Genomic DNA, 12447 nt, shown 5'->3' with positions numbered 1-12447 from the left:
GTTTCTGCCTTTCGTTACAGCATCAGCCCGCCGTCGACCACGATGGTCTGGCCCGTGACATAGGAGGCAAGCGGCGAGGCGAGGAAAATGGCGGTGCCCGCCATGTCGGCGGGTGTCCCCAGCCGCTGCTGCGGAATATTCGCGAGCGCGCCTTCGAGCCGGGCGGGATTTTGCGTCGTGACCTTTGTCAGCTTGGTATCGACGAGACCGGGCGCGAGGCCGTTGACGCGGATACCGTCGGCGGCGAACGCCTGCCCCAGCGTCTTGGTCAGGCTGATCGCCCCGGCCTTCGACGCCGCATAGGCGGGGTTGCCGATATTCGCTTTCAGTCCCGAAACCGAACTGACGATGACGATCGATCCGCTGCTGTCCGACAGCGCCGCGCGGAACTTGCGCGCGCAGTGCATCAGGCTGTCGAGATTGACCGCCATCACCCGGTCCCAACCCGCGCGCTCGAATTCACCGCGGCGATAGATGACGGTTCCCTGGCACAGGATCAACACGTCGAGGCCCCCGTCAAACGAAGCCGGCGCGGGCGCGGCTTCGATCGCGTCGGGGTCGCCGACATCGACGCAGTCATAGCCGAGGCCCGACAGGTCGGACCCGTCGGCGGGGCCGTAATCCCCAGCATCGGCGCGCGTGCCCCAGACATGGACCCGCGCGCCGCGTTCGCGGAACCCGTGCGCGATGCCGTTGCCGATTCCGCTCGACCCGCCGACGACAAGCACGCGCTTGCCTGAAAAGTCGGTATCGTCCTTCATCTTCTTCCTTTCAGCCAATGCGGCGCAATGCGCGCGCGAACAGGTCGACACTATGGGCATGGAGCCGGTCGCCCGTCTCGCGCGGCGCCTTTCCGGCGCAGGCGCGGGCGTAAGTGCCTTCGAGGATGATGCCGAGCTTGAAGCAGGCAAGCACGACATACCAGTCGAGCGCCGCGAGATCGCGTCCGCTGACGGCGCCATAATGCGCGACCAGTTCCGCCGGCGTCGCAAAGCCTTGCCACGGCGTCGCCGCGACGTCGGTCGCGCGCGGGACGTCGCCCTCGGGCCAGGTCGCGAGCAACCAGCCAAGATCGAGCAGCGGGTCGCCGATCGTGCTGAGTTCCCAGTCGACGACGGCGGCCAGGTCGCCGCCGTCGGGGCGGACCATGACGTTGGCGAGATGGAAATCGCCGTGGATGATCCCGGGGCGGAAATCCGCCGGCCGGTGCCTGTCGAGCCAGCGCCCGACGGTATCGACGCCCGGGATCGCATCGGGGCCGGGCCAGCCCGGCAGATCGGCGTAGGAGGCAAGCTGCGCCCGCCAGCGGCCGACCTGCCGCTCCAGATAATCGTCGGTCTTGCCGAACCCTTCGAGCCCGGCGGCGCGATAGTCGATCGCCCCCAGCGCCGCGATCGCTTCCACCATCGACAGGCCGATGCGATGGCGGATCGCCGGGTCGCCGGCATGCAACGGCGGCAATCCCGCCACCGGATTGAAGCCGTCCACGGGTTCCATCAAATAGAAGGCCGCGCCGATTACCGCCTCGTCGGGGCATGCGGCAATCAACCGCGGATGCGGAACGCCCTTTCCGGCAAGGCCCGCCAGGACGCGCGCTTCGCGCCGCATCGCTTCGTTGGAGTTGGCGCGCAGATTGAGCGGAGGACGGCGCAGCACATAGACCTCTTCGCCGCGCCTGAAGCGTAGCAGGATGTTCTGCGTGCCGCCCGATAGCGGATGCGCGTCGACGATCGGGCCCTTCCCAATGCCCTGCCCATCCATCCACGCCCGCAGCGCGGCCAGATCGACCCCTTCGATCATCATTGCCCCTTCACGCATTCCAGTCACCTGATAGCGCATCCGGTCATCCCCGCCAGATGGGGACGACGGAAGCGAATGTCCGGGCTTCTATTGGATTTCCCCGATGTCGGGCCGCTCGCAGGGACCGTTGAACAGGTCCGCGCTATCGGCGTGCGCAACGGTAGCCGGAGCCGCCGCTACGCCGCAACCCGGCATGGCCGCCAAAAGCGATATCCTCATCCAGCTTCTCCATTTTTTGTCTGAACAGTTAGTAGATTTATGAAGTTTCCTTGTCAACTAGCGGCGCCTCTTGCCGCCTCAAAGAGGCCTTCGGCGTTGCAAATTTCAACGCGCAGTTTATTTGACGTTGAAGCTGATTAATCGTTTCGCAGGGTCGGATTAAGAGGCGGCACCGGCGGGCATCCCGGGCCCGACGTTTGTCATTGCCACTCACCGCGCGCCTGCGACCGTAACGAAGGACGAAAGATGGACGCAGTCTCTGCAAAACGGCCGCCGCGCCCGCGAAAGCAGAAATTCTTCGACCGGCACGACGAGGTCATCCGCGCCGCCGCGCGCGTCTTTGCCGAGAAGGGGTTTCGGCATGCGACGCTGGAGGATATCGCGGATGCGCTCGATATCACCCGCGCCGCCCTTTATTATTACGCGCGCAGCAAGGACGAACTGGCAACCCAATGTTCGGACAAGGCGGCCGAGCAATTCAACGAGGCGGTCGAAAGCGCGCAGCGGCACCAGACGGGCCGGGAACAGATCGTCGCCTTCTTCCGCCGCTATGCGGAGATCATCTGCGATGATTTCGGACGGTTCTTCGTCCGGCTCAACATCACGGAACTGGCCGAGCCCGCCCAGATACGAACCAGGGTCGGACAGCGCGAGCTTCACGAAGCGGTGCAATCCATGATCGCGGCCGGCATCGCGGACGGAACGCTCCGCGATGCGGACCAGAAGGATATAAGCCGCATCCTGTTCGGCGCGTTCAACGGCATCGTCCGATGGTACCGCCCGGGATCGCGCGCGCCCAGTCAGGTCGCGGACGACTTCCTCGCCATCTTTCTGCGCGGTCTTACCGCCTGAGGTCTTGGCCGATTCAAGGGGATGCGCGTTGCGGCAGCCCCGAGCCTGCCGGCCTATATGCTCCTCAGACAGGTAAGGGTTTGTTCCCCGGCGAAAGCCGGGGTCCAGATGGCGTAGCGCGGCCCCGCATGGACCCCGCTTTTGCCGGAGAACGATTCCTTGCCGAAAAAGGGATCGTCACCGATCCTGCCGGAGTCCCTCGGCCGGCCTTGGACGCTACAGCGACCGCCCCACCAGCTCGCGCTGGATCTCGTTGGCGCCGCCATAGATGCGTTGCACGCGGGCATCGGTGTACATGCGGGCGATCGGATATTCGCGCATATAGCCATAGCCGCCGAAAAACTGCAGGCAGCGGTCGATGACTTCGACCTGCCGGTCGGTGAGCCAGAATTTCGCCATCGAGGCGAGAGCGGAATCGAGCGTCCCGTCGACCCATTTCTCGATCACATGATCGCAGAAGGTCCGGCACGCCAGCACGGTGGCCTTGATGTCGGCGAGCTCGAAGCGCGTGTTCTGGAAATCGACGATCGCCTTGCCGAACGCCTTGCGCTCCTTCACATAATCCAGCGTCAGCGCCAGTGCCCGCTCCATCGCGCCCTGCGCGGAGATCGCGATCGCCGCCCGCTCATGGGGAAGCTGCCCCATCAGTTGGTAAAAGCCCTGCCCCTCGACGCCTCCCAGCACATTGTCCGCCGGCACGGTACAATCGTCGAAATACATTTCCGACGTATCGGCGCCTTCTATGCCGATCTTGTCGAGGCATTTCCCGCGCCGGAATCCGGGCGTGGCGGTCTCGACGAGGATCAGGGAAATCCCCTTCGCCCCCTCGGCGCCCGTCCGCGCGACGACCAGGACGAAATCGCTCTGCTGGCCGTTCGTGATAAAGGTCTTTGCGCCATTGACGACATAGGCGTCTCCGGCCCGGTCGGCACGGCAGCGGATGGCCTGCAAATCCGACCCGGTGCCGGGCTCGGTCATCGCGATCGAGCAGATAACCTCGCCGCTCGCGATACCGGGCAACCAGCGGAGCTTCTGCGCTTCGGTACCGAAAGCGAGGATATAGTGTCCTACGATGTGGCTGAGCATCACACCGAACGCGGCATCGCCGACGCGCGCCTGCTCGCGGATGACAACCGCCATATGGGCCGGCGTGCCACCCGATCCCCCATATTGTTCGGGCACGTCGGGCAGGATGATCCCCAGTTCGCCTGCCTTGCGCCACACGTCCCGCCCCGTTCGCTTCGCTTCGCGCCATTTCAGGTCGTTCGGCTCGACCTGTTCGCGAAAGAAGCGCGCGACCACCGCCTCGAACTGTTCGAGGTCGCCATCCATCCAGTGGGACGAATAATTTTCGAACATTTGCATTCTTCCCTCATCCCTGCGGCCGCATGTTCAAGCCGGCCCGTGTCGCTACTAATTCTAATGACTATTTAGAAGAATTTTTTTGCACGTCAATCTATCGGGAATCGAACGACGACCGGCCGGCCGATCGAATGCGGCCGGCACGGACCGGCGGGATCGGCATCCGGAGGCGGAACGGGATGATGATCGCGCCCTCTTGGGGCACTAAGCTTGACGCGTGCAGCGCCGGTGGCGCCCGGCGCATTTGTCGCCATGGCGACGAGATCAGCGCCGGCGATGCGTTAACGCGCCGGCCGGCACCGATCATCGCGAGCCGATACCGTCAATATTTGAACGAGACGGTGACGCCGTAGGTCGCCGGGCGGCCGGCGTAACGCGCAACCGCGTCGTAGGACTGCTGGACGTGGGTCAGGTAGAATTCGTTGGTCACATTCTTGCCCCAGACGAAGGCGCGCCAACGCTGGTCGTCGGCTTCCACGCCCAGCTGGAAATCGAGCAGCCCATGGGACGGCAGCGCGAACAGGGCCGGGTCGCCGATGACGGCGTTCGTGCCAGACCGGTGGTTCCACTGGACCCCGGCAAAACCGTTGAGACGATCGGACAGCGGCGCGATGTAGTCGGCGTTGATCCCATATTGCCACTTCGGCGTGTAGGGGACCCGGAAGCCATCGAAGTCCTGATTCACGCCGGCGGCATTGACGCCGGTGAACCGGTCGATCGTCGCATCGAGATAGGTCAGGGCTCCGCCGATCGACAATTCGCGCGATGGCCGGAGCGTTGCGGCGACTTCGAAGCCGATGACCGATGATTTGGGGATGTTCACGAGCGCGTCGAGGACGCCGATCACGGGATCGTTGAGCTTCGAGCGAAGCTGCTTGTTCCGATAGTCGTAATGGAACAGCGCGGCGTCGATCGAGAGCAGCCGGTCGGCGAGCGTCGCCTTGATGCCGCCTTCGAGCGACAGCACCGATTCCTGGGTGACCGGGTTGAACGACGTGTCGAACGTGCCGGCCAGCGTCGGGAAGCTCCCGGCCTTGTAGCCCTTTGCGACGTTCGCATAGACGATGAGGTCGCGCGAAGGTTTCCAGTCGATGCCGACGCGATAGGAGAGATTGTCCTCGTCGAGATCGCGGATCGTCCGTTCGGGCTTGAACTGGGCGTTGAGCTGATAGCATTGATAGGGGCCGATCAGCGGCGTCGTGCTGCCGCTGAGCGCCGTCGACGTTGCCGTGATGAAGGCCGCGAATTGTCCCTGCGAGCCGTTCGACCGCGGATCGTAGACGACATAGGGATCATAGGCGCAGATGTTGGCGTGACGGTCGGCCTGGGTATAGCGCGCGCCGCCCTTGATCGTGACGGTCGGCACGACGTCGAACTCGAGGTTCGCGAACACCGCGTAATTGTTCATCGTCTGCCGGCTGTCATAGCCCGACACCGACACTCCCCCGAAGGTATCGAATGCGGTCGTGTCCTTATAGTCGATGAGATTGTCCTCGAACACGACGTCACGCGCGTAATTGGCCCCGAGCAGCCAGCGGAAATCCGCCGCCGGATCGTTCGCGACGCGCAGTTCCTGCGAGAAGCTGTCGATATTGCCCGCGTTCGAGATGAAGTCGACGACGCTGAGCGCAAGGCCGTCGCCATCGACGACCTGGTCGTGATCATAGTGCGTGTACGAGGTGAGGGAGGTCAGGGTGACGCCGTTGCCGAGTTCCAGATCGGCGCGCAATATGCCCTGCGCGAGCCAGTTGCGCGCCGAAGGGCGGAATAGGTCGCTCCAGTCGGCCACGCGCGGATCGCGCGGCGCGGGGATCTGCGATTCGAGCAGCGACCGGTTGACCGAACCGGGGAACTGCTCGCGGAACGCGGAATATTGCGCCGCCATCGGCTGGCTATGATCCGACGAGCCGTTGATGTTGAGCTGGATGCGGAGATCGCTCGACGGCTCCCAGTCGAGGAGCAGGCGCCCGGCGACGCTATGCGTCGCGCCATTGTTGTCGCGCGGCCGCGTCATGCTGCGCTGCCAGCCGTCGCTCTGCTGCGTGACCACCGCGAGCCGCCCGTTCAGCGTCGGGGAAAGCGCGCCGGTGACATAGGCCTCCGCGCGAACGTCGTTGAACCGGGCATAGCTCAGGCTGCCGCCGACGCCGAACGCGGCCTGCGGCTTCGCGGCGATATAGTTGATGGCACCGCCTGTCGCATTGTTGCCGAACAGCGTTCCCTGCGGCCCCTTCAGGACCTCGACGCGATCGAGGTCGAAATTGGTCAGCGTCGTCATGACCGGAAAGGGAAGCGGCGCTTCGCCGAGATAGACGCTCACCGTCGGATAGGCGGCGAGCGAGGTTTCGTAGAAGCCGATGCCACGCAGCGTATAGACCGGCGTGCTGTTGGTGCTCGGCGTGAACGAGAGGCCGGGGACGTTCTGGGCAAGGTCGCTGAGCGACGAAACCTTCCGGCGCTCGAGGCTGTCGCCGCCGATCGCCGTGATGGCGAGGCCGACATCGTTCAGCGCCTGCGACCGCTTGTTCGCCGTGACGATGATCTCGTTAGCATCGTCCTGCGAAGGCGCCGCGTCATTCGGCGCCGACGCGACCGCGCCCGCCTGCGCATGCGAAGCCAGCAGGATCGACGCCATGCTGACCCCGAGCAGATATTTCCCGATACGCATCTTCGCCCTCTCCCTGTCGAATCCTCTCTGGTCTGAGGACATATAATGACAAATGAATCGTCGTTCATCAAGTTGATTCTTCTTCTGTCATATCGATAGTAGTTTCTACGTATTTTCTGGGAATATTCGCTTGAATTGCTGACTGAACCTCGCATAGAACAGGAGCTTGAGAGGCAATTATATTACCTGAATCTTCGTTCACAAAGCTATGGTCGAGTTGGGCTGACAAGGGCAGCCGATCCGCCGGCGCCCCCTGCCCGGCCCGCTTCCCCTCGCCCCCGGAATTCAAAGGAGACGGATTCGTGTCAGGCAAAAGAGCAGCGGGAAAAGTCGCCATCGTCACCGGCGCCGGGCGCGGCATCGGCCGGGCGGTCGCGGAGCGGCTGGCCGCGGAAGGCGCCTCGGTCGTCGGCACCGACGTGCAGTTCGCGGACCGCGAGCCTGGCACCGTCGAGCATGGCGGCAGCCTCTATCTGATGCGGCATGATGTCCGGTCCGCCCGGCAATGGGATGCGGTCGTCACCGAGGCAGAGGCGCGGTACGGCCCGGTCTCCGTCCTCGTGAACAATGCGGGCATCATCAAGTGGAACACCCCGATCCGCGACACGTCGGAGGCCGATTATCGCGAAACGATCGAGGTCAACCAGACCGGCGTGTTCCTGGGCATGAAACATGTTCTCGCCTCGATGGAAAAGGCGGGCGGCGGCGCGATGATCAACTTTTCCAGCACCGCGGGACTGATCGGCTATTGGGGGATCATGCCCTATGTCGCGAGCAAATGGGCGGTGCGCGGCATGACGAAGAGCGCCGCGATCGAGTTCGGCCCGTCGAAGATCCGGGTCAACTCGGTCCACCCCGGCTTCATCCGCACCGCGATGACCGAGGGCGTTCCGCCGGCCGCCGATCAACCGCTGCCGCGCTACGCCGAACCCGGCGAAATGGCGTCGCTCGTCCTGTTCCTGGCGTCCGACGAGGGCGCCTATTGCACCGGGGCGGAGTTCGTCATGGACGGCGGCCATACCGTCGGCAAGACGATCGTCGAGCAATGAGGAAGGGACAGGCTTCCGTCAGGTCGCGACGAAGCCCCCATCGACCACCTGAACGGTTCCCGTGGTGAAGGCCGCCCAGTCGGAAGCCAGGAACACCGCCGTTCGCGCAATATCCTCGGGCGTCCCCAGACGTCCGATCGGCAGATCGGGGCCGCCGCGCGACAGGGCGGCGCGCGTCAGTTCGGTTTCCACGACCCCCGGACACAGGCAATTGGCGCGAATGCCCCTGCCGGCAAGGTCGAGCGCCATGACGCGGCTGAGCGCGACGATCCCGCCCTTGCTTGCGGCATAGGCCGTCGTGCGCTGAAACCCCGCCAATGCGGCCACCGACGCGACGGTCACGATCGCCGCGGCGGCGCTGCGTTCGAGCAGCGGCACCGCCGCGCGGCATACCAGGAAGGTGCCGGTCAGATTGACCGCGATCGTTTCGGCCCAGACGGCATCGTCGACGCGGTCGATCGCGCCATCGTGCCCGAATTTCCAGATGCCCGCGCAGTGGATCAGCGCGTCGAGGGCATCGCCCCCCTCCCCGATCGTCCGGAAAGCCGCTTCGACACTGGCCGCCGACGCCACATCGATCGCCAGCGCCCGGTGCCCGTCGCCCGGAAGCGAGCCGGCCACCTGCCGCGCGCCCGCTTCATCGCGATCCGCGACGATGACCGTCCCGGCCGTTTCGGCGGCGATCCGCGCGGCGGCAGCCCCGATCCCGCTCGCGCCGCCCGTGACGAGAATCCGCTTGCCGGCCAGAAGATCGATCATGCGCTTTCCCTGTACAGTTCCCGCCCGATCAGCATCCGCCGGATTTCGCTCGTGCCGGCCCCGATCTCATAGATTTTGGCATCGCGGACCAGGCGCCCGGGACTGGTTTCGTTGATATAGCCGTTGCCGCCCAATATCTGCATGCTCTCGAGGGCCATCCAGGTCGCCTTTTCCGCCGCGAGCAGGATCGCCGACGCCGCTTCCTTGCGCGACGGCCGGCCCTGATCGAGCGCACGCGCCACCGCATAGACATAGGCACGACAACTGTTCATCGCGGTGAACATGTCGGCAAGCTTGCCCTGCATCAACTGGAAGGTGCCGATCGGCGCCCCGAACTGCTCGCGCTGGTGCACATAGGGCAGCGCTACGTCCATCGCGGCGCGCATGATGCCGCACGGCCCCGCGGCCATGACGATCCGCTCCGAATCGAGGCCGCTCATCAGCACCGCGACGCCGCCGTCGACGGGGCCGAGCACATTCGCCTCGGGCACGAAACAATCGTCGAAGACGAGTTCGCAGGTGTTCGATCCGCGCATGCCGAACTTGTCGAGCTTCGGCGAAGTCGAAAATCCTTCCATGCCCCGTTCGACGATGAAGGCCGTGATCCCGCGCTGGGCGGCCTCGGGCGTCGTCTTCGCATAGACAACCAATACATCCGCGTCGGGACCGTTGGTGATCCACATCTTGGTGCCGGTCAGACGATATCCGCCCTCGACCGGTGTCGCCCGCAAACGCATCGAAACGACGTCCGACCCGGCGCTCGCCTCGGACATCGCCAGCGCGCCGACATGGTCGCCCGCGATCAGCGCGGGCAGGAACCGTCGCTTCTGTTCGTGGGAGCCCCAGCGGCGAATCTGGTTGACGCACAAATTCGAATGGGCGCCATAGGACATGCTGACCGAAGCCGAGCCACGCGCCAGTTCCTCCGTCACCAGCACATGCTCGAGATAGCCGAGGCCGATCCCACCATATTCCTCCTCGACCGTAAGGCCCAACAGCCCGAGCGCCCCCATCTTTTTCCACAGGTGGCGCGGAAATTCATTGTCGCGATCGATCTGGTCGGCGATCGGTATCACTTCGCGGTCGACGAACTGGGCCACGGTTTCACGCAACGCGATCGCCGTCTCGTCGAGCCCGAAATCCATGTCCTGATAACCCATGTCGCTGCTCCTCAATCGCCGGTGAAGACCGGGCGGCGCTTTTCACGAAACGCCGCGACGCCTTCCCGATGGTCAGCGGAGCGGTTCGATTCCGCCTCGAGCGACAGCGACGTCTCCATGATACTGTGGGCCAGTTGCTTCAGCGCGACGTTGATCGACATCTTCGTTCCTTCGATCGCGCTGCGCGCGCCGGTCGCGAGCCGCATCGCATAGGCGACGGCCCGCTCTTCGACTTCCTCGTCCGGACAGACGAAATTGATGAGGCCGATGCGCTCGGCCTCGCGCGCGTCGATCGGGTCGCCCGTCATCAGATAATGTTTGGCGCGCGCGAAACCGATGAGCTGCGGCCAGATCAGCGCGCCGCCGTCGCCCGCGACGAAACCGATCTTCACATGGGGGTCGGCGATGACCGCCTTCTCCGAGGCGAAGATCATATCGCACAGAAGCGCCACCGAAGCCCCCAGCCCAACGGCCGGCCCCCTGATCGCCGAGACGATCGGCTTCGGACAATCGAGCAGGGTATAGATGATGCGCTTTCCGTGCCGCGCCATGCGGTCGAAATCGCGCGGCCGATCGATATAGCCCTGAAGCCAGAGCATGTCGCCGCCGGCGCAGAATGCCCGGTCCGAACCGGTGAGCACGACGGCGCGCGTCCGCTCGTCATCGGCGACGTCGACGAAAATGCGGCCCAGCTCGGAATGAAGCGATTCGTCGACAGCGTTGAGGGGGGTTCCGGTGGCGATTCGCAGTATGAGCACGCTCTCGCGCCGCTCCGCCGTGAACGACCTGTAGTCGCCGTAATCCATGCCGCCTCCTTCCAGAATTTCGCTCCAGTAAGAAGCGTGAACCATGGTTCATTATTCGTATGGAGGCACTTCTGTCAATCGCGCAGCGGTTCAGGCCTTGAACAGCGCTCGCTCGGCCAGCTTCACATAGGCGTCGACCAGTTCTTCGGCGCGCGCGCGACGCATCGCAGGCGGGGTCGCGAGCCACAAATAGGTCAAATAGCTGCGCGCACCCATCAGCATGTAAATCATCGGCTCGATCTCCTCTTCGGAGAGTTCGGGCATCTCGCCGCGCTCGTGGCCGCGATGCAGCGCGCGCGCGTAACCCGCGGCCAGGTTGGAGAAATGCTGCGCAAAGGCCTTGGGCGCGAAAACCTCGGCTTCGTTCAATATGCGCAGGAAGCCGGGGTTTTCGTGGCAGAAATCGAAATAGGCCGCGATCCGCCTGCGCTCGCGCTCGATGCCGGTGCTGGTTCCGCAAGCCGCCCGGATGCTGACCAGCAACTGCTCGCCCAAAGTGGGCAGCAGCTGGTCGAAAAGGTCCTGGCGCGATTCGAAATAGTTATAGAAGGTTCCCGACGCGACCTTCGCCCGCGCCGTGATCTTGCTGACGGACGCCTCGGCATAGCCTTCGCGCCCCACGACGTGAAAGGCCGCGGCGAATATCGTTCGCGCAATCTCCTCCGATCGCTCGGCCCGGGTCACCGATTTCTGGGTCTTGCGCATGGGTCGCGGCAAGGGTCTGTCGTCGGCACCGCCAGCCTTCGATGGCGACTCGCCCCCGCTACGCCCCGTTTCAATCGCCTGGTCCTTGCGCCGACGTGCCGTCTTCATCCCGTGCCTTTCATCTGGTCGGTCGTTTTTAAGAAAATGTGGGGCGCCTGTCCACGATTCGATTTGCTCGATAAATGGTGAACCGCCATTCATTTTAACTTGAACATTGACGCGGGCTGCGCAATGATCAGGCAAATCGAACGGAGAGGCATCGATGATCAAGCTGGAACATGTCGGCCGGACGCTGTTCGCCACATTCTCCAATCCCGCGACGCTCAACGCGCTCGATGCCTCGATGGCAGCCGAACTCGACAAGCTGACATCGCTGCTGCGGTCCGATCGCGAATTGGGACTGGTCGTTCTCCAGGGCGAAGGGCGGGCCTTCATGGCGGGCGGCGACATCAACGCCTTCCGCGGAGACGATGCCGTCGTGCAGACCACGGTCGGATCGACATTGTCGTCGCTCAACGCCTTTGTGGAAGCGCTCGCCAGCACCCCCTGCCTCATACTCGCGTCGGTGCACGGCGCGGTCGCCGGCGGTGGGCTGGCGATCATGCTCGCCTGCGATCTCGTCCTGGCATCGGACGAAACGCGCTTCGTCTTTGCTTATGCGACGCTCGGCGCCACGCCCGACGGGGGGCTGACCCATAACCTGCCTGCGATCGTCGGTCGGCAGCGCGCCCTCGGGCTGCTGCTGGCCTCGGGCCCGATCGGTGCCGAGGATGCGCTGCGCCTCGGACTGGTCAACGAAATCGTCGCCGACGGCGAGCGGGAAGCGCGCACGCGGGCGCTTGCGGAGCGCCTCGTCGCGAATTCGCATTTGGCGAACGCCGAAACCAAGACGCTCGTCCGGGCCGCTGCGGAGACCTCGCTTCGCGAGCAGCTTTCGGCCGAGAAGCGAGCCTTTCTGGCCTGCGCCGGCGGGCATGATTTCAAGGAAGGCGTTGCGGCCTTTTTCGAGAAACGCGCGCCTGTCTTCGCCCGCGCAGGGTCCGCCCCAATACGAGCCAATTCATAGG

At 64.4% G+C, this 12447-nt stretch carries 11 protein-coding genes; 3 read left to right on the top strand and 8 right to left on the bottom strand.

Going from position 1 to position 12447, the window contains the following annotated elements; genetic code table 11:
* Positions 1–14 precede the first annotated feature (14 nt).
* Both SGRAN_RS05260 and SGRAN_RS05255 read right to left on the bottom strand, forming a co-directional pair.
* Entirely contained in the window at positions 15–761 is a 747-nt protein-coding gene (locus SGRAN_RS05260) for an SDR family NAD(P)-dependent oxidoreductase (protein WP_067181276.1), read from the bottom strand.
* Between the two features lie 10 nt (positions 762–771).
* Positions 772–1818 (bottom strand): phosphotransferase family protein, encoded by a 1047-nt coding sequence (locus tag SGRAN_RS05255; protein ID WP_237233784.1) that lies wholly within the window; start codon positions 1816–1818, stop codon positions 772–774.
* Positions 1819–2265: 447 nt separating this feature from the next.
* Between SGRAN_RS05255 and SGRAN_RS05250 the strand changes: the two genes are divergently transcribed.
* Positions 2266–2871, top strand: a complete 606-nt coding sequence (locus tag SGRAN_RS05250; RefSeq protein ID WP_067181275.1) for a TetR/AcrR family transcriptional regulator — start codon at positions 2266–2268, stop codon at positions 2869–2871.
* 216 nt (positions 2872–3087) lie between these two features.
* Here SGRAN_RS05250 and SGRAN_RS05245 read toward each other — a convergent pair whose 3' ends face one another.
* On the bottom strand, positions 3088–4236 hold the full coding sequence (locus tag SGRAN_RS05245; protein ID WP_210434201.1) for an acyl-CoA dehydrogenase family protein: 1149 nt from the start codon (positions 4234–4236) through the stop codon (positions 3088–3090).
* Between the two features lie 319 nt (positions 4237–4555).
* Positions 4556–6901 (bottom strand): TonB-dependent receptor, encoded by a 2346-nt coding sequence (locus tag SGRAN_RS05240; RefSeq protein WP_067181272.1) that lies wholly within the window; start codon positions 6899–6901, stop codon positions 4556–4558.
* Positions 6902–7203: 302 nt separating this feature from the next.
* Between SGRAN_RS05240 and SGRAN_RS05235 the strand changes: the two genes are divergently transcribed.
* Positions 7204–7950, top strand: coding sequence for an SDR family NAD(P)-dependent oxidoreductase (locus SGRAN_RS05235; protein ID WP_067181270.1), 747 nt, complete (start codon positions 7204–7206; stop codon positions 7948–7950).
* A gap of 18 nt (positions 7951–7968) precedes the next feature.
* Here the strand turns inward: SGRAN_RS05235 and SGRAN_RS05230 are convergent, their stop codons facing one another.
* The 4 genes from SGRAN_RS05230 to SGRAN_RS05215 all read right to left on the bottom strand — a co-directional run bounded on the left by SGRAN_RS05230 (position 7969) and on the right by SGRAN_RS05215 (position 11650).
* The gene (locus SGRAN_RS05230) at positions 7969–8709 is read right to left on the bottom strand and encodes an SDR family NAD(P)-dependent oxidoreductase (protein ID WP_067181268.1); all 741 of its coding nucleotides are present in this window, start codon (positions 8707–8709) and stop codon (positions 7969–7971) included.
* Positions 8706–9869, bottom strand: coding sequence for an isovaleryl-CoA dehydrogenase (locus SGRAN_RS05225; RefSeq protein ID WP_067181266.1), 1164 nt, complete (start codon positions 9867–9869; stop codon positions 8706–8708). Before SGRAN_RS05225 ends, SGRAN_RS05230 begins: the two co-directional genes overlap by 4 nt.
* A gap of 11 nt (positions 9870–9880) precedes the next feature.
* Positions 9881–10675, bottom strand: a complete 795-nt coding sequence (locus SGRAN_RS05220; protein ID WP_067181264.1) for an enoyl-CoA hydratase-related protein — start codon at positions 10673–10675, stop codon at positions 9881–9883.
* A gap of 90 nt (positions 10676–10765) precedes the next feature.
* On the bottom strand, positions 10766–11650 hold the full coding sequence (locus SGRAN_RS05215) for a TetR/AcrR family transcriptional regulator (RefSeq protein ID WP_210434200.1): 885 nt from the start codon (positions 11648–11650) through the stop codon (positions 10766–10768).
* On the opposite strand from SGRAN_RS05215, the gene SGRAN_RS05210 reads away from it, so the two are divergent.
* Positions 11643–12446, top strand: coding sequence for an enoyl-CoA hydratase/isomerase family protein (locus SGRAN_RS05210; protein WP_067181259.1), 804 nt, complete (start codon positions 11643–11645; stop codon positions 12444–12446). The two genes, SGRAN_RS05215 and SGRAN_RS05210, sit on opposite strands and share 8 nt — an antisense overlap.
* Position 12447 lies beyond the last annotated feature (1 nt).

Origin of the sequence: Sphingopyxis granuli (genome assembly GCF_001559015.1) — a bacterium.
Taxonomy (GTDB): domain Bacteria; phylum Pseudomonadota; class Alphaproteobacteria; order Sphingomonadales; family Sphingomonadaceae; genus Sphingopyxis; species Sphingopyxis granuli.
The sequence above is the reverse complement of the archived record's forward strand: the minus strand, read 5'-3'. Positions and strand labels throughout refer to the sequence as shown.